Source organism: Enterobacter sp. EGD-HP1 (assembly GCF_000733275.2).
In the GTDB taxonomy this organism is placed as follows: domain Bacteria; phylum Pseudomonadota; class Gammaproteobacteria; order Enterobacterales; family Enterobacteriaceae; genus Enterobacter.
Genome location: NZ_AVOP01000012.1, coordinates 204,555 through 220,996, shown reverse-complemented (window position 1 = coordinate 220,996; position 16,442 = coordinate 204,555). Strand labels below are relative to the sequence as shown.

At 58.4% G+C, this 16,442-nt stretch carries 17 protein-coding genes; 4 read left to right on the top strand and 13 right to left on the bottom strand.

Going from position 1 to position 16,442, the window contains the following annotated elements; translation table 11 throughout:
* Positions 1–5: 5 nt before the first annotated feature.
* From N037_RS10150 to N037_RS10110, 9 genes are all read right to left on the bottom strand, one after another.
* A complete protein-coding gene (locus N037_RS10150) occupies positions 6–536 on the bottom strand; it encodes a cupin domain-containing protein (protein ID WP_032640660.1) in 531 nt (176 codons plus the stop codon).
* 10 nt (positions 537–546) lie between these two features.
* Positions 547–1,803 carry an MFS transporter gene (locus N037_RS10145; RefSeq protein WP_032640658.1) on the bottom strand — a complete coding sequence of 419 codons (1,257 nt, stop codon included), beginning with the start codon at positions 1,801–1,803 and terminating at the stop codon, positions 547–549.
* 24 nt (positions 1,804–1,827) lie between these two features.
* Complete coding sequence (locus N037_RS10140; RefSeq protein ID WP_032640656.1) at positions 1,828–3,015, bottom strand: NAD(P)/FAD-dependent oxidoreductase; 1,188 nt, start codon at positions 3,013–3,015, stop codon at positions 1,828–1,830.
* On the bottom strand, positions 3,012–3,938 hold the full coding sequence (locus tag N037_RS10135) for a VOC family protein (RefSeq protein WP_032640654.1): 927 nt from the start codon (positions 3,936–3,938) through the stop codon (positions 3,012–3,014). Before N037_RS10135 ends, N037_RS10140 begins: the two co-directional genes overlap by 4 nt.
* A 78-nt stretch (positions 3,939–4,016) precedes the next feature.
* The gene (locus tag N037_RS10130) at positions 4,017–4,805 is read right to left on the bottom strand and encodes an IclR family transcriptional regulator (RefSeq protein WP_032641016.1); all 789 of its coding nucleotides are present in this window, start codon (positions 4,803–4,805) and stop codon (positions 4,017–4,019) included.
* 12 nt (positions 4,806–4,817) lie between these two features.
* Positions 4,818–5,567, bottom strand: a complete 750-nt coding sequence (locus N037_RS10125; protein ID WP_032640652.1) for an SDR family oxidoreductase — start codon at positions 5,565–5,567, stop codon at positions 4,818–4,820.
* Entirely contained in the window at positions 5,567–6,589 is a 1,023-nt protein-coding gene (locus N037_RS10120; protein WP_032640649.1) for an aromatic ring-hydroxylating oxygenase subunit alpha, read from the bottom strand. Before N037_RS10120 ends, N037_RS10125 begins: the two co-directional genes overlap by 1 nt.
* 10 nt (positions 6,590–6,599) lie before the next feature.
* Positions 6,600–6,908, bottom strand: a complete 309-nt coding sequence (locus N037_RS10115) for a recombinase-like helix-turn-helix domain-containing protein (RefSeq protein WP_032640647.1) — start codon at positions 6,906–6,908, stop codon at positions 6,600–6,602.
* Positions 6,905–7,228, bottom strand: a complete 324-nt coding sequence (locus N037_RS10110; protein ID WP_023333340.1) for a Rieske (2Fe-2S) protein — start codon at positions 7,226–7,228, stop codon at positions 6,905–6,907. Before N037_RS10110 ends, N037_RS10115 begins: the two co-directional genes overlap by 4 nt.
* A gap of 414 nt (positions 7,229–7,642) precedes the next feature.
* Between N037_RS10110 and N037_RS10105 the strand changes: the two genes are divergently transcribed.
* A complete protein-coding gene (locus N037_RS10105; protein WP_032640646.1) occupies positions 7,643–8,854 on the top strand; it encodes an MFS transporter in 1,212 nt (403 codons plus the stop codon).
* A 3-nt stretch (positions 8,855–8,857) separates the two neighbouring features.
* On the opposite strand, the gene speB is transcribed toward N037_RS10105, so the two are convergent.
* The 4 genes from speB to N037_RS25405 form a co-directional block, all read right to left on the bottom strand.
* Complete coding sequence (speB, locus tag N037_RS10100) at positions 8,858–9,778, bottom strand: agmatinase (RefSeq protein WP_014071686.1); 921 nt, start codon at positions 9,776–9,778, stop codon at positions 8,858–8,860.
* 285 nt (positions 9,779–10,063) lie between these two features.
* Positions 10,064–12,040 carry a biosynthetic arginine decarboxylase gene (speA, locus tag N037_RS10095; protein ID WP_032640643.1) on the bottom strand — a complete coding sequence of 659 codons (1,977 nt, stop codon included), beginning with the start codon at positions 12,038–12,040 and terminating at the stop codon, positions 10,064–10,066.
* Positions 12,041–12,048: 8 nt separating this feature from the next.
* Positions 12,049–12,180: an acid stress response protein YqgB gene (gene yqgB / locus N037_RS23790; RefSeq protein WP_127312443.1), complete on the bottom strand. Its 132-nt coding sequence runs from the start codon at positions 12,178–12,180 to the stop codon at positions 12,049–12,051.
* A 94-nt stretch (positions 12,181–12,274) separates the two neighbouring features.
* On the bottom strand, positions 12,275–12,418 hold the full coding sequence (locus N037_RS25405; RefSeq protein WP_420095149.1) for a hypothetical protein: 144 nt from the start codon (positions 12,416–12,418) through the stop codon (positions 12,275–12,277).
* A 425-nt stretch (positions 12,419–12,843) separates the two neighbouring features.
* On the opposite strand from N037_RS25405, the gene metK reads away from it, so the two are divergent.
* The 3 genes from metK to N037_RS10080 all read left to right on the top strand — a co-directional run bounded on the left by metK (position 12,844) and on the right by N037_RS10080 (position 16,386).
* Positions 12,844–13,998 carry a methionine adenosyltransferase gene (metK, locus tag N037_RS10090; protein WP_010435443.1) on the top strand — a complete coding sequence of 385 codons (1,155 nt, stop codon included), beginning with the start codon at positions 12,844–12,846 and terminating at the stop codon, positions 13,996–13,998.
* A 434-nt stretch (positions 13,999–14,432) separates the two neighbouring features.
* A complete protein-coding gene (gene galP, locus N037_RS10085; protein ID WP_023309123.1) occupies positions 14,433–15,830 on the top strand; it encodes a galactose/proton symporter in 1,398 nt (465 codons plus the stop codon).
* Between the two features lie 58 nt (positions 15,831–15,888).
* Positions 15,889–16,386 (top strand): SprT family zinc-dependent metalloprotease, encoded by a 498-nt coding sequence (locus N037_RS10080; protein WP_032640642.1) that lies wholly within the window; start codon positions 15,889–15,891, stop codon positions 16,384–16,386.
* Positions 16,387–16,442: the final 56 nt, after the last annotated feature.

Below are 16,442 nucleotides of genomic sequence, written 5' to 3'. Positions count from 1 at the left end.
CCCCCTTAGCTCCGCTTCGCTTTCGAAAGCGGATGATCGGATGGATAGGTCGGGATTTCTGGCTTGTTGGTCCCAAGCATGACGCACATCAGCGCCTCTTCTTCCCCGTGGTTGAACAGCCCACGATAGATGCCCGGCGGGACGGAGATCAGGTCACGCTCGCGCAGCACGGTTTCGGTGTAGTTGTCGCCGTCCTGGATCATCAGCGTGATCTGCCCTTTAAGCATGAAGAACACCTCTTCCACGTCGTCGTGCAGGTGCAACGGCCCTTCGCACTTCGACGGCAGCACCATGGTGGAGAAGGTAAAATGGTCCGCCTGCACGGTGTTGGTATCGTTCGCCACGCCCGTTGCGCCGGTGCCGATATAGCGCATCTGCGCCCGGCGGTATTTCGGGTCAAAATCGGCCTGGAACTTCAGCGCGTTCCAGTCGTACTTGCGCCCTTCGAAGCGCGCGATGCGCGACTCGATCCACTCTTCCATCGTCAGATGGTCAGGTTTGATGCCCGTTGTGTTGGTTACGGTTGAATCAGTCATGACACTCTCCTCAGTAACGTCTCAGCAGCGGCAGTAACAGGACGCAGCCCACCGCCGCCATCACCGCCAGAAAAATCAGCCCGGAATCCATGCTGTGGGTGAAGGCGATTAGCGCCCCCATCACCGCTGGCGACAGCGCGCCCGCAAAGTTTCCCAGCCCGTTGAAAATGCCGCCCGCCGTGGCGCTCACCCGCGGATGGGTGGCCTTTGCCAGCAGGGCGAAAATGTTGGGTGCGCCGGTGCCCCACATAAAGGTGCTGAAGCTCATCGCCGCGATGACGGCCAGCGGGGTGTCGAGGTGCATCACCGCCGCCAGTCCTGCCGCCGCCCCCGCCATCGAGATAAAGCAGGCCGCCGCACGCTTATCGACCCGGTCAGAGAGCCACGCGCCAATGACCTCGCCCGCCAGCATGGCGATGAACGGCATCGACGATAGCCAGCCCGCGTGCTCCAGATGAATGCCTTTGCCCTTGATGAGGTAGCCCGGCAGCCAGCCGTTGATACCCCACAGGTAGGTCAGGAAGGCGATGTTAAAGATGCAGATGATCCAGAAGTGCGGGCTGACAAACAGCTCACGCCGCGCCGCGCGCCGCTCGTCCTGGGACGCCTGCGAGGTGCCGGGTTTCGCCTCCAGGCGGATCCCGCGCAGACCGACGCGCACAAAGATCAGCACCGGCACGGTGAGCATCGCCATCACGAAGAAGGTGCTCTGCCAGCCGAAGGTGTTCAGCAGCCAGAGGGAAAGCGGGAAGCCAATCGCCGCGCCGACCGGCGTGCCCAGCAGCCAGAGCATGGTGGCGCGCGCCTGAAGATGCTGCGGGAAGTTGTGGCGCACGATGGCGAAGGCCAGCGGGAACAGCGGCCCTTCCGCCACGCCCAGCAGAATACGCAGGACAATCATCAGCGTGTAGTTATGGGTAAAGCCCATCGCCACCATCAGCACGCACCACACCGCCATCATTCCGGTGAGCAGGCGCAGCGGCGCAATTTTGTCGCCCAGCCCGCTTAAAAACACCGACGAAAAGCCGTAGCTGAGCAGAAAGGCGCTCATCAAAATGCCGAGGCGCGTGGTGTCGAAATCGATGCCCATCGCCTGCTGGAAATGGGTATCTGAAAAGAGCGCCGCGATGCTGATTTTGTCGAAAAACGCCAGCAGCACGCAGGCCAGCAGCGACAGCGGGATAGCCCAGCGCACCGCTTTTTCGGGCGTGCAGGTTCCCTCACCGCTCGCCTCAACTGGCGCGGTGTTGGTCTCTAATGTGGTCATGTCTCCCCCTACGGGTGCGGTTAGCTATCGCAGTGACATCAGTGAAAAAGCCGGGTCGCCGAGCGGTACATTCGATAAATCCCGCCCCGCTGCCATCCAGCGCTTCGCCAGCTTGACGGTGCGGGCGTCGTTGAACGCCACCAGCTGCGTCAGCCGCCCGATGTCGTCCAGCGAGAAGTACAGCGTCTCTTCACGCACTACCGTTCTGCTGCCCGGCTGCGGAATGCCGAGGATCTGGATGTTGTGCTGGTATTGATCCGACCATAGCCACGGCGCGTCGTCGTAGCCCGGCGCATCGGGGTTGAGCATCGCTTTCGCCGTCGCCACCGCCTGGTTCTGGGCGAAGGCCCAGGACTGGATGCACAGGCCGTAGTGATGATGCTGCGCCACATCGCCGGCGGCAAAAATGTACGGATCCGACGTTCTCCCCTGGGCATCCACGACGATACCGCGTTCAGTCCTCAGCCCCGCGTCGCGGGCCAGCTCCAGATTGAGATCGACGCCGATCCCGACCACCACCGCATCAAAGGTTTCACGCTGGCCGTCGCAGTGGATAACCGGCAGGCCGTTATCGTCCTCCAGCTCCAGCGCGCCGCAGCCGGTTCGGATATCCACGCCCTGCTCGCGGTGAAGGACCTCTAAGCGCTGCGACACCTCGCCGCTCACCGAGCGCATGCAGAGCGCGGGCTGCTGCTCGAACAGGGTGACCGCCACGCCGCTTTTGCGCGCGGACGCGGCAATTTCCAGGCCGATCCAGCCGCCGCCGACAATCGCCAGGGTTTGGCTTTCCGCCAGGCGACCTTTCAGACGCTGCGCGTCCTGCCAGTGGCGCAGGGTATAGACCTGCGGATGCGCCGCCCACGCCTCACCCGGCACGCGCGCCCGCCCTCCGGTGGCAATTAAAAGAATGTTGTAACTAAGAAGCTCGCCGTTGCTTAAATGCACCGTTTTCGCCTCGCGGTCGATCTGCTCCGCGCGCAGCGGTCGGTACCAGGTCAGGTTCAGCGCCCGCTGCGCCTCGTCGGTAAACAGCCTTGGGAGCGCCGCGTCCGGCTCCAGCAAAGACGCTTTTGACAGCGGCGGACGCTCGTAGAAATCCCACTCTTCTTCCGCCACCACGCAAATCTCGCCTTCGAAGCCTTCGTCGCGCAGGGTTTTCGCCGCCCAGCCGCCCGCCTGGCCGCCGCCGATAATGACAATGCGCGACGTCATACCGCCTCCGGCTTTTTCTGCTGGCGGCGCGTGTCGTGGTCGATCCCGCCTTCCACCGCCCATTCTGTGAAGGAGACCAGCGAGTGCTCCAGCTCGCGCGGCTGCCAGTTTTCGGTCAGATAATCGTCGTTGGTGTAATACTCAAACGCGCCGCCGGTCGGGCTGTTGACGTACCAGAAGTACGCCGACGACACCGGATGGCGACCCGGGCCGATGAAGGTGCTCCATTCATTTTTATTCATCGCGATACCGCCGCCGATCACCTCGTGAATGTCGCGTACGGTAAAGGCCACGTGGTTAAGGCCGCGCCTGCGGTTCGGCAGCTGCAGCAGGAACAGGTTGTGATGGCCGCCGCGCGCGCCGCAGCGCAGGAACACGGCGCGGTTGATGTAGCGGTCCGAGACCTGGAAGCCGAGCACCTCGCGGTAGAATTTTTCCACTGCGGCCAGTTCTTCCACGAAGAACACCACGTGCCCCACGTTGATGGGCTGAGCGCGATCGTAAACCGGGCTGGGCGTGTCGATACGGCGAACGTCGCCCCACTGGTTAATCGGCTCGACGTTCAGCTCCACGTCGGTCTGCTGGGTCACCTGCACGCGCAGCGTCATGCCGTTCGGGTCCAGGCACTCCAGCGCGTCGCCCACCTCGCGAAAGCCGGGCTGCTGCGCCAGCTTCGGGCGCAACGCATCCAGATCCGCCTGCGTGGCAACCGCCCAGGTCATGCGGCGCAGGGTGTTGCCCGCTTCAAACGCCGGCGGCAGGTCGGGGCTGTCGATCGGGTTAAGCTCCACGCGCGCGTCGCTCAGGGTGGTAAAACGCTGGCCGCTGGCATCGCCCGTCAGGCCAAAATCACGCATAAATTTGGCGCAGTGCGTCAGGTCTTCCACGCCAAATTCCAGCTTTTCAATTCCGGTTACACTCATCGTTCGTTGCCTCATCTGGCCCAAATTGGGCGTAAAACATGCCCGACGCAGCAAAGCGCCTGACGTTAACTCACTGATTTAACTGGCCTGTGACAGATACCCTAAGAAGCCAGAAATTTTATCCGCCGCGAGGCGAACCTCGTTTTGCAGGCGCTCGCGGTCGGCCTGCGGGATCTCTTCCGACGGCACCAGAATGCTGACTACCGCCGCCACGCGTCCGCTTCGGTCATACACCGGGTAAACAATGGAGGAGATGCCGTGGCGGAAGAAGGATTCGCCAATCACGTACCCGCGGGCTTTGTCCTGTTGCACCATCTGCCACAGGGCTTCGCGGTCATGAAGCTGGCCCGGCGTGTTGCCCGGCAGGCGCTCGTGCGGGAACAGCTGTTCAAACTCGGCGCGGGAAATATCGGTCAGCAGCATGCGGCCGAGCGAGGTGCAGTGCACCGGCAGGCGGGTGCCGATGCTGACCTGGTTGATGCGCGACCCGGCGGCGCTGACGCGGGCGATGTAGATAATGTCGCGCCCGTCGCGGATCGCCAGGTGGCTGCTGCACTGGCTCACGTCGCGCAATTGCTCGATCACCGGCTGGCCAACCTGCGCCACGTCCAGCGAGGCGATGTACTCAAAGCCGAGGCGCAGCACGTTCATGCCCAGCGAGAAGGTATTGGTGCGCGCGTTGCGCTCCAGAAAGCCCATGAACTCCAGGGTCTGCACCACGCGGTAGGCAGTGGCCTTCGGCATATCCACCAGCCGGTGCAGCTCGGCAAAGGTCAGTTCGCGATGCTGCTCGCCGAAGGCCAACAGCAGCTGCAGGCCGCGCTCCAGCCCCGGCACCAGATACTTCACATCCCGATCGTTTGCCATCATCGCCCTACCTTAGTTAAAGACAAAACCGCCGTTGACCGGGATCAGCTGCCCGGTGATGAACCGCGAGAGATCGCTGAGCAGCCAGACCACGCAGCCGGTGACATCTTCCGGCTGCTGCGCGCCCGTTAACGCGCGACCGTTTTCGTAAAGCTTATGCCGCTCGGCCGGAACATATTCGGTCGCCTCGACGCGGGTTAATCCCGGGGCGATGGCGTTGATTCGAATGCGTTTTTCACCCAGCTCGCGCGCCATCGAGCGGGTCATGGCAATCACGGCGCCCTTGCTGGCGACGTAGGCCATCAGGCGCGGCGCGCCCCACAGCGCGGTGTCGGACGCCACGTTTACAATTCCGGCCCCTTCGCGCAGCAGCGGCACGGCGGCGCGCGTCACCAGCCAGGTGCCTTTGACGTTCACGCTCATCACGCGGTCCCACAGGTCAGGATCGTAATCGAGCATATTTTTGCCGCCCACGCCCGTCGCCATCGCCGCGTTGTTCACCAGGCCGTCAATCTGTCCCTGCTCGCCAATGGCGCTAAAGACCTGCTCGATGGAATGCGGATCGGCCAGATCGATGACGTGCGATTCGATCGCATAACCCTGCTCGACCAGCCCGTGGGCGCTTTCAGCCAGCTCGCCTTCGAGGATGTCGCACATCACCACTGCGGCGCCCTGCTCCGCGCAGGCTTTGGCAAAGTGATAGCCCAGCCCGCGCGCGGCGCCGGTCACCACGATGCGCTTGCCGCTCAGCAGCCCGTTCATCAGGCGGCTCCCTGCTGTTCTTCGCGCAGCGCCAGCTGCTCTTTCGCGGCCTTTTGCATCATGCGGCGCAGGCGGGAGAGGCCGACGTCGTGCTGGTAGAGGTATTCATGGTCGCGGGCGTTTGGGGCCAGGCTTTCCAGCACCACGCGGTCCTGCTCCAGCACTTCCCAGTGCAATTTTTCAAGGCGGTTGCGGTACATGAAGCGCCACATATCGCGCTGCCAGCCCTGCACGCGGCGGATGCGCCAGAAGAAGACGCGGCAGTTGTCGTTATCTTCCGGGACTACCATGCCGACGATAAAGAAGTGGCCGCCCGGCCCAAAGCGCTTCTTGTAGGGAATAGAGAGGCGCATCCAGCAGGTGCCGCTGTTGCCGAGCTCAACCCAGTCGAAGTTGACGCCGCTCTGCCCTTTCTTCTCAAAGATGAAGCCGGTTTTGGTCGGCTGGAGCACCATGTCGGCCTTACGATCCCCTTCCGCCATTGAGTGCGACGACGAATGCAGATAAGTGCCGTGCATCGGGTCCATCACGTTTTCCAGCGCGTACTGGTAGTTGCACTTCCACGCGGCGGTGCAGAGGAAGTTGCTGAAGTTCTCCGTATCGGCAAGTTCATCCGGGAAGGTCAGCGCGTCCGGCTGCTGGTCAGCGGTAACGCCGAACCACAGGAAGATGGCGCCGTGCGCCTCCTGCACATTATAGCTGCGCACGCACTGCTGGCCGACCAGCGGGCATTTGTCCACGGCGGGCACATCTTTTACCTCACCGTTGCCCGCCACTTCCACGCCGTGATACCAGCAGGCGATGCGGTCGCCAAGGTTCCAGCCCATCGACAGGCGCGCGCCGCGGTGCGGGCAGCGGTCTTCCAGCGCCTGCACCTGGCCGTCTTTATTGCGCCAGACCACAATCTGCTCGCCCAGGCGGGTAATGCCCACAGGAGCAGACTGCACTTCCCAGCTTGCCAGCACCGGATACCAGAGGCCACGCAGGCCTTTATCGAGATAGTTTTGTACGGTCGTCGTCATCGCGTTGTCCTCAGTAGCCGTTAACCTGTAAGAATGCCTGGAAGCTGGCGTCGCTCCACGGTTCGCCCTGCTGGTCGTGCATGCGCACCGCGTTCAGGCCGTTTACCAGTTCCGGTAGGGTTTCAACGCCCTGTTCAAAGAGATCTTCCAGCGTGGCAATCAGGTTCACCTCCCAGCTTTCCGGCACGCGGCTGCGGGTTTGCCAGATCAGGTTTTGGTACTCACCCGGCTTATGGATGGCGCCGTTGCCGCCCTCCGCCGGCGGAGTAAACTGACGGCTTTCCGGCAGCGCCGGGTTATAGTTTAGGGTGTCACTCATGCCACGGTCTCCTCGACGAAGGTAATCTGGATTTGGTTTTCAAAGACCCGAACCGGGTAGCGGTTGAGGTTGCGACCTCCGGGTCCGTGCAGGCACTGGCCGGTTTTGACGTCAAACACCGCCTCATGCAGCGGGCATTCCACTTTGCCGTCCTCCACAAATCCCTGGCTCAGCAGGGCATAAGCGTGCGGGCATACGTCTTCCAGCGCGTAATATTCACCGTCAATCAAATAAACGCCGATCTCTTTACCGTCTACGCTGCCGCTAAAAGGAAAATCTTCCTGTACTTGTTCTGCGTCACATACGCCTATCCAGCTCATCACGATCCTCCAGGCTTTTGTTTCATATATGAAACTCTGTTTCTTATTTAATACGGTCAATATAAAAGCGATGAATGTTTCGTCAAGCGGCAATGTGACGAATTTGTTAATTAAACGGGTATTAATTAACTAAGTGTGCAAAGGATCACGAAAAAATGCAGCAATATGAAATTTTCATTATTGCGGCGTGATAAATACGATTTATTAATGCCCTCGACATTTCAATAAAAGATATTGACTTCTTTTCTTTTTGTTCATTAAAAATAAAGCAGCGTCACATCTTTGGTGTTTCACCTGTGAAACAGAAAATTTATTTACCCTTTATAAACAATGGGTTTCACCAGTGAACCATTTTAGATCCGTGACAATCACTTTGATAAAAATATAAATAGATGAAAACGTAAGGCGGGCATGATGACGGCAAGATGGCATGGCACATTTGCACTGTTATTACTCATTATTATTTCCTACGTCGACCGAGTAAATATCTCGGTAATGATTTTAAACCCGGACTTTGCCGAACACTTTCAGCTAAATGAAAACAGAATGTTACAGGGAATGCTTATGACCTGCTTTCTGCTGGGTTATGGTTTTTCGGCTTTACTATTAACGCCAGTTATTGAAAGCAAGCTTCATTATCGGCAGGGATTATTAAGCAGCATTGCGATTTGGGCCGCGGTCTGCGCAATTTCTCCGCTGCTGGGATCGCTGATGGGCATGCTCATCGCCCGCGTGATTTTGGGTATTGCCGAAGGGCCGCTCTTTTCGCTGAAGACGCGCTTTATCAGCGACAACTTTAGCGCGGAAGAGATCGGCAAACCCAACGCCGTCACCGCGCTGGGCGTCTCGCTCGGGTTGGCCGTGGGCTTTCCGCTGGTCACCTGGCTGATGGTGCATCTGGGCTGGGCCGGCTCGTTCTATGCGCTGGCGGCGATCAATCTGCTGCTGGGCGGCGGGTTAATCTGGCGTTTTCTTCCTGCTCCTCGTAGCCGCTTAACGGCGAAAAAACCGGGGCTTGCCCGCACCTTCACGCTCGCCTGGCAAACGCCGCTGCTGGGCTGGATCCTGCTGGTTGAAATCGCCACGCTAAGCTATCTGTGGGGCAGCAGCGCGTGGCTGCCCGCGTGGCTGCGCGACGAGCATCACTTCTCGCTGCACGCCACGGGCATGCTTGCGGCTATTCCCTTTCTCCTGAGTCTGGGATCCAAGTTCCTGGGCGGCGTACTGCTCGACAAAATGCGCCCGGAACAGGCGCCGGTGCTGTTTGTGTTAGGCGGGGCGCTGACGGCGCTCTCCGCGGTTGGGCTGATACTCAGCCATCAGCCCGCATGGCTGGCGCTGTTTATGCTGTCCGCCAATGCGTTCTGGGGACTGCAGGGCGCCGCGATACCCGCGGTGATCCAACACCACGCCGCGCGGGAAGCGGTAGGTAGCGCATACGGCATAATTAATGGGATTGGGAATATTTGCGCGGCGTTTATTCCGCTGCTGATGGGGGTAGTGATGAAATCGGCGGGGTCGGTCAGTTCAGGTTTTTCAGTGCTGGTCGTGTCGCAGGCTATCACCCTGCTGGCGGGCGGAATGTTGCTGCTGCGCATGCGTCGCGCAGCAGCACTCAGCGCGTAAGGCTTACTCGCCTTTCTTAGCTGCCTGAATATAGAGCATTTCCAGTGCCAGAGTCGCCGCGGCCAGCGCGGTGATCTCGGACTGGTCATAGGCAGGCGCCACTTCCACCACGTCCATACCGACAATGTTCAGATCCTTCAGGCCGCGCACCAGCTTGATGGCACGATCTGAGGTCAAACCGCCGATGACCGGCGTACCGGTGCCCGGTGCAAATGCCGGATCCAGACAGTCGATGTCGAAGGTCAGATAGACAGGCATATCACCCACGATCTGCTTCACCTGAGCGATGATGTCATCAACGCCGCGATCGTTAACCTGGCCCGCATCCAGCACGGTGAAGCCGTTGTCTTTATCGAACTCGGTGCGGATGCCGATCTGCACGGAGTGGTTCGGGTCGATCAGGCCTTCGTTCGGCGCGGTGAAGAACATGGTGCCGTGGTCAAATTCGCAGCCGTTCGCGTAGGTGTCGGTATGCGCATCGAAGTGCACCAGCGCCATTTTACCGAAGTGCTTGGCGTGGGCGCGCAGCAGCGGCAGGGTCACGAAATGGTCACCGCCGAAGGAAAGCATGCGCTTGCCGGCAGCCAGCAGCTTCTCGGCGTGGGCCTGCAGCTTTTCGCTCATCTCACGCGCGTCGCCGAAGGCGTACACCAGGTCACCGCAGTCCACCACGTTCAGGCGCTCGCGCATGTCGAAGTTCCACGGGAAGCGGTTGTGCTCCCAGGCCAGGTTGGTGGAAACCTGACGAATCGCTGCCGGGCCGTGACGACCGCCCGCGCGACCGGACGTTGCCATGTCGAACGGCACGCCGGTGATCACCCAGTCAGCGTCGCTGTCGTATGGCTGGAAGTTCATCGGAAGGCGTAAAAAACCAAACGCGTTAGATACCAGAGAGTTATCGTACTGATGACCTAAAGTGCTCATGTCCTGACCTCTTTTAAAGTCGATACATTAAAAACAGATGAAAAAAATCCCCTCCGCGTCGTTAAACCCGACGAGGAAGGGATTGATTCGTAAATCGCTTATTGGGGCGAATTATCGCCGGTAATGCAGACGGGTTCAAGTGAGTATAGCATTCTGCCGGATGACGGCTCCGCCTTATCCGGCCTACATTCGTAGGCCCGGTAAGCACAGCGCCACCGGGCATCAGCGGCGCAGCAGCCTGTTGCCCTCACCCCGCCCCTCTCCAACAGGGAGAGGGAGGTTTACTTACTCATCTTCCAGGTAGGTGTACCCGTACAGACCCGCTTCAAACTCTTCCAGGAACTGCTGCTGTAACGCGTCGTCCAGACCGGTGTTTTTCACCTGGTCACGGAACTGGGTGAGCAGTTTTTTCGGATCCAGCTGAACGTATTCGAGCATGTCCGCTACGGTGTCCCCTTCGTCAGACAGCTCGACTTCCACGTTGCCGTCAGGGAAGACGAACACGTCAACCGCTTCGGTATCACCGAACAGGTTGTGCATGTTGCCGAGGATCTCCTGATACGCGCCGACCATAAAGAAGCCCAGCATCGGCGGGTTCTCCGGGTCGTATTCCGGCATTGGCATCGTCGTTGCGATACCGTCGCCGTCAACGTAGTGGTCGATAGCACCGTCGGAATCACAGGTGATGTCCAGCAGCACCGCACGGCGTTCCGGGGCGTGGTTCAGCCCTTCCAGCGGCAGAACCGGGAACAGCTGGTCGATACCCCAGGCATCCGGCATCGACTGGAACAGCGAGAAGTTGACGTAAATCTTGTCCGCCATACGCTCCTGCAGCTCGTCGATAATCGGACGGTGTGCGCGGTTGCTCGGGTCGAGCTGTTTCTGCACTTCATGGCACATATCCAGATAAAGCTGCTCGGCCCACGCGCGCTCCTGCAGGCTGAAGGTGCCTGAGGAGTAGCCGACGTGGATGTCGTGCAGGTCCATCTGGCTGTCGTGCAGCCATTCGCGCAGGGATCGACGCGTGCCCGGCTCGTGCATTTCCTGCCAGGTTTCCCACATGCTTTGCAGAGAGCGCGGGGCATCGTCTGCCGGAGGCGTCGCTTCGGAGATTTCGCTACGCTCAACGCCGATGATGTTAGAGACCAGCACCGTATGGTGCGCGGTCACCGCACGACCGGATTCGGTGATCACCGTCGGGTGCGGCAGGCCGTTCTCTTCACAGGCATCGCCGATCGCCCAGATGATATTGTTCGCGTATTCGTTCAGGCCGTAGTTCACGGAGCAGTCGGACTGCGAGCGGGTCCCTTCGTAGTCCACGCCCAGGCCGCCGCCCACGTCGAAGCACTGAATATTCACGCCAAGCTTGTGCAGCTCCACGTAGAACCGCGCGGATTCACGCACGCCGGTAGCGATGTCGCGAATATTGGCCATCTGCGAGCCGAGGTGGAAGTGCAGCAGCTGAATGCTGTCCAGACGACCGCGCTCGCGCAGGATTTCCACCAGCTGCAGCACCTGGTTTGCCGCCAGGCCGAACTTGGATTTTTCACCGCCGGAGGACTGCCATTTACCGGAACCTTGTGACGCCAGACGCGCGCGCACGCCAAGGCGTGGCACCACGTTCAGACGTTCGGCCTCTTCCAGCACGATGGCAATTTCGGTCATCTTTTCGATAACCAGATAGACCTTGTGGCCCATCTTCTCGCCAATCAGCGCCAGACGAATGTATTCACGGTCTTTATAACCGTTACAGACGATCACCGAACGGGTCATGCCCGCATGCGCCAGAACCGCCATCAGCTCCGCTTTGGAGCCTGCTTCCAGGCCCAGCGGCTCGCCGGAGTGGATCAGGGATTCAATTACGCGGCGGTGCTGGTTCACCTTGATCGGGTAAACCAGGAAATAGTCACCTTTATAGCCGTAGGACTCACGCGCGCGCTTGAAGGCGGCGTTAATAGAACGCAGGCGATGTTGCAGGATCTGCGGGAAGCAGAACAGTGCAGGCAAACGCTGGCCCTGAGCTTCACGGGCTTTCACCAGTTTAGCGAGATCCACGCGCGCTTCAGGGACGTCCGGATCCGGGCAGACGCTGATGTGGCCCAGTTCGTTGACGTCGTAGTAGTTATTGCCCCACCAGGCAATATTGTAAGTGCGCAGCATCTTGCTGGCTTCCTCGGAGCTCATCGCAACCTCCTGCATAGAACGTAGTACACCCTGTTCGCCCGCTGACGAAGGCGAAAAAGAAGACATGTCGTCAGACATAGCGAACCTCAACTCTTTGTATTAAGTGTAAAACAGTTGACTACTATCGCAGCGTTATACGGCGATAACAACCCATAAACGGCTCCGTTTCCCAGCAGAGTATGCTGAAAACCAGACCGTGCGACCGGTTTCTTATTCATATCATTGTAAAACACGTATCCGAACTCTGTATGACAAGGTTCGGCGAAACCACGAGAAAACTCTTGTATTAACAAGAGCGCCCTTGTTCAGTTTTCACAGAGCGTAACCGGCCCTTGAATCCTGAGAAGCGCCGAGATGGGTATAACATCGGCAGGTTTGCAGACTAGAAATGCGGGTTGCGGGAATCAAATGCGCGCCAGAACGGCTGCGCTGAATGTGCGGAAAACGATGGTTCATTATCTCGTATCACCTCCACGGCCGCCTCTGCTGAAACGGACCACAAGCCAAAGCTAAAAGTTCACTGCTTAACCCGGCTGGAAGTGGCGACACGATGAGTCCATCGAGCGCTTATTTTATATGAGCCGCGCGCCGCGTTTTATACCGAGAAGGGGGCTAAAAAGCAAAACAAAAATGCACGTGTTGCCAGCAGCGTCAGGAAAAATTTCCAGCTGCCATTTCAACGCAGTGAGAGATGAATCAAAAAAAACTGGAAATCGGGCGAAGAAGTGACCTAAAATAGCCATCCAGATGTTAATCCATCTATACTGATTAACACTCATACTGCCAGTGTCAAAAACCTGCAGGCCTTGGTAGAATTATCTCCTTTGGCTATTCCACACAGCAGCTTGAGCTAACCAAATTCCTCTTAGGTGAAATAAAACATGGCAAAACACCTGTTTACGTCCGAGTCCGTATCAGAAGGACATCCTGATAAAATTGCTGACCAAATCTCCGATGCGGTGCTGGATGCGATCCTCGCGCAGGATCCAAAAGCGCGCGTAGCGTGTGAAACCTATGTCAAAACCGGCATGGTTCTGGTTGGCGGTGAGATCACCACCAGCGCATGGGTTGATATCGAAGAGATCACCCGTAACACGGTGCGTGAGATCGGCTATGTGCATTCTGATATGGGCTTTGATGCCAACTCCTGCGCGGTGCTGAGCGCGATTGGCAAACAGTCTCCCGACATCAACCAGGGCGTTGACCGTGCCGATCCGCTGGAACAGGGCGCGGGTGACCAGGGCCTGATGTTCGGCTATGCAACCAACGAAACCGACGTGCTGATGCCAGCACCTGTCACCTACGCACACCGTCTGGTGCAGCGCCAGGCTGAAGTGCGTAAAAACGGCACCCTGCCGTGGCTGCGCCCGGATGCGAAAAGCCAGGTCACCTTCCAGTATGACGACGGCAAAATCGTCGGTATTGACGCGGTGGTTTTGTCTACCCAGCACTCCGAAGATATCGATCAGAAATCCCTGCAGGAAGCAGTGATGGAAGAGATCATCAAGCCGGTTCTGCCGACCGAATGGCTGAGCTCTGCGACCAAATTCTTCATCAACCCAACCGGACGCTTTGTTATCGGCGGCCCAATGGGTGACTGCGGTCTGACCGGTCGTAAAATCATCGTTGATACCTACGGCGGCATGGCGCGTCACGGCGGCGGTGCATTCTCCGGTAAAGACCCGTCTAAAGTTGACCGTTCTGCGGCATATGCGGCACGTTATGTGGCAAAAAACATCGTTGCTGCCGGCCTGGCTGACCGCTGTGAGATCCAGGTTTCCTACGCAATCGGCGTGGCTGAGCCAACCTCCATCATGGTTGAAACCTTCGGTACTGAAAAAGTGCCTTCAGAACAGCTGACGCTGCTGGTGCGCGAGTTCTTCGACCTGCGTCCATATGGTCTGATTCAGATGCTGGATCTGCTGCACCCAATCTACAAAGAAACCGCGGCATACGGTCACTTTGGTCGCGAACATTTCCCATGGGAAAAAACCGACAAAGCCGCCCTGCTGCGTGAAGCTGCCGGTCTGAAGTAATCGACTGACAGCTGCTTTATAAAAGGCCAGCCTTCGGGCTGGCCTTTTGCATTTGTGCGATCATCTTTGCCCGGCGGCGCTTCGCTTGCACGGGCCTACGGGTTTTGCGGTGTTTGTAGGCCGGGTAAGGCGCAGCCGCCACACGGCAATGTTTGAAACCGCTTACACCATGCCGAATATATCCCGCTTTCAGAATATTCTCTTTGCCTGATCGTCTTTCTTCTGCTGTTACATTTCATTTCAGTTAAGTCCGAAATTCAAACAAACGCGATGCACATCACCTCATTTACCTCTATATTTTCAAAGCTTTAATAATTTTTACGGTTCCGCGTTAGTGTAACCGATTACACCTATGTGATTAATCTCACATATTTTTACGGGTCACTCACCTACCCTTTACATCAATAAAACTGATAACCCAACTGGAGGGCATAATGCCTGACAATAAAAAACAGGGGCGTACGTCCAACAAGGCGATGACATTCTTCGTCTGTTTCCTCGCCGCCCTGGCAGGATTACTTTTTGGCCTGGATATCGGCGTCATTGCCGGTGCATTACCTTTCATCACTGACGAGTTCCAGATCAGCGCTCACACCCAGGAGTGGGTAGTCAGCTCCATGATGTTTGGCGCGGCCGTCGGGGCCGTCGGCAGCGGCTGGCTCTCCTTCAAGCTCGGGCGTAAAAAGAGCCTGATGATCGGCGCGATTCTGTTCGTTGCCGGTTCACTCTTCTCTGCCGCAGCGCCTAACGTTGAGGTCCTGCTGGTTTCCCGCGTGCTGCTTGGTCTGGCCGTGGGCGTGGCGTCCTATACCGCCCCGCTTTACCTGTCTGAAATCGCGCCGGAGAAAATCCGCGGCAGCATGATTTCGATGTACCAGCTCATGATCACCATCGGTATTTTGGGCGCGTACCTTTCCGATACCGCGTTTAGCTACAGCGGCGCATGGCGCTGGATGCTCGGCGTGATCATCATCCCGGCCATTCTGCTGCTGATTGGCGTCTTCTTCCTGCCGGACAGCCCGCGCTGGTTCGCCGCCAAACGTCGATTCCACGATGCCGAACGCGTACTGATGCGCCTGCGCGACACCAGCGCCGAAGCGAAAAACGAGCTGGAAGAGATCCGCGAAAGCCTGAAGGTCAAACAGTCCGGCTGGGCGCTGTTTAAAGAGAACAGCAACTTCCGCCGTGCGGTGTTCCTCGGCGTACTGCTTCAGGTGATGCAGCAGTTCACCGGGATGAACGTCATCATGTATTACGCGCCAAAAATCTTTGAGCTGGCGGGCTATACCAACACCACCGAGCAGATGTGGGGGACCGTCATCGTGGGTCTGACCAACGTGCTGGCCACCTTTATCGCCATCGGTCTGGTGGACCGCTGGGGACGTAAGCCAACCCTGACGCTGGGCTTCCTGGTGATGGCGGCCGGTATGGGTGTCCTCGGTACCATGATGCATGTGGGCATTCACTCACCCACCGCCCAGTACTTTGCCGTAGGCATGCTGCTGATGTTTATCGTCGGATTTGCGATGAGCGCCGGCCCGCTGATTTGGGTGCTGTGCTCTGAGATCCAGCCGCTGAAAGGGCGTGATTTTGGCATCACCTGCTCTACCGCAACCAACTGGATTGCCAACATGATCGTCGGCGCAACGTTCCTGACCATGCTCAATACCCTGGGCAACGCGAACACCTTCTGGGTCTACGCCGGTCTGAACATCTTCTTTATTGTGCTGACAATCTGGCTGGTTCCAGAAACCAAACACGTATCTCTGGAACATATTGAACGTAACCTGATGAAAGGTCGTCCTCTGCGCGAAATCGGCGCACACGACTAATTCTCTTGCGGGAGGCGCCTCTTGCGCCTCCCCGCTTCGCGCTTTATGCTCTGCCCCTATGAAAGCACCCCGTCTCCCCATCGCCCTTCAGCAAGCCGTTATGCGCAGCCTGCGGGAAAAACTCGCCCAGGCGAACCTGAAGCTTGGCCGCAATTACCCTGAACCGAAGATCGTTTATCAGCAGCGCGGCACCGCGGCCGGTACCGCCTGGCTCGAGTCGTATGAGATCCGCCTTAACCCGGTGCTGATGATGGAAAACCAGCAGGCGTTTATCGAGGAAGTGGTACCGCACGAGCTGGCGCATCTGCTGGTGTGGAAACACTTTGGGCGCGTCGCGCCCCACGGGAAAGAGTGGAAGTGGATGATGGAAGCGGTGCTCGGCGTTCCGGCACGCCGTACCCATCAGTTCGAGCTGGAATCGGTGCGCCGCAATACCTTCCCCTACCGCTGCCAGTGTCAGCAGCACCAGCTTACCGTCCGCCGCCATAATCGCGTGGTGCGCGGCGAGGCGACCTACCGCTGCGTCAAATGCGGCGAGCCGCTGGTTGCGGAATAATCACCTGAACTTTCAGGAACTTTCCTGATCTGACTGATTGCATACAGGAACAACAT

Coding starts and splice junctions, on each gene's coding strand:
- N037_RS10080 (WP_032640642.1), top strand. CDS start 15,889: ATGAAAGCACCCCGTCTCCCCATCGCCCTTCAGCAAGCCGTTATGCGC.
- galP (WP_023309123.1), top strand. CDS start 14,433: ATGCCTGACAATAAAAAACAGGGGCGTACGTCCAACAAGGCGATGACA.
- N037_RS10110 (WP_023333340.1), bottom strand. CDS start 7,228: ATGAGCTGGATAGGCGTATGTGACGCAGAACAAGTACAGGAAGATTTT.
- N037_RS10140 (WP_032640656.1), bottom strand. CDS start 3,015: ATGACGTCGCGCATTGTCATTATCGGCGGCGGCCAGGCGGGCGGCTGG.
- N037_RS10120 (WP_032640649.1), bottom strand. CDS start 6,589: ATGACGACGACCGTACAAAACTATCTCGATAAAGGCCTGCGTGGCCTC.
- N037_RS10125 (WP_032640652.1), bottom strand. CDS start 5,567: ATGAACGGGCTGCTGAGCGGCAAGCGCATCGTGGTGACCGGCGCCGCG.
- speA (WP_032640643.1), bottom strand. CDS start 12,040: ATGTCTGACGACATGTCTTCTTTTTCGCCTTCGTCAGCGGGCGAACAG.
- metK (WP_010435443.1), top strand. CDS start 12,844: ATGGCAAAACACCTGTTTACGTCCGAGTCCGTATCAGAAGGACATCCT.
- N037_RS10130 (WP_032641016.1), bottom strand. CDS start 4,805: ATGGCAAACGATCGGGATGTGAAGTATCTGGTGCCGGGGCTGGAGCGC.
- N037_RS10115 (WP_032640647.1), bottom strand. CDS start 6,908: ATGAGTGACACCCTAAACTATAACCCGGCGCTGCCGGAAAGCCGTCAG.
- N037_RS10145 (WP_032640658.1), bottom strand. CDS start 1,803: ATGACCACATTAGAGACCAACACCGCGCCAGTTGAGGCGAGCGGTGAG.
- N037_RS10105 (WP_032640646.1), top strand. CDS start 7,643: ATGACGGCAAGATGGCATGGCACATTTGCACTGTTATTACTCATTATT.
- yqgB (WP_127312443.1), bottom strand. CDS start 12,180: ATGAATAAGAAACCGGTCGCACGGTCTGGTTTTCAGCATACTCTGCTG.
- speB (WP_014071686.1), bottom strand. CDS start 9,778: ATGAGCACTTTAGGTCATCAGTACGATAACTCTCTGGTATCTAACGCG.
- N037_RS25405 (WP_420095149.1), bottom strand. CDS start 12,418: ATGAACCATCGTTTTCCGCACATTCAGCGCAGCCGTTCTGGCGCGCAT.
- N037_RS10135 (WP_032640654.1), bottom strand. CDS start 3,938: ATGAGTGTAACCGGAATTGAAAAGCTGGAATTTGGCGTGGAAGACCTG.
- N037_RS10150 (WP_032640660.1), bottom strand. CDS start 536: ATGACTGATTCAACCGTAACCAACACAACGGGCATCAAACCTGACCAT.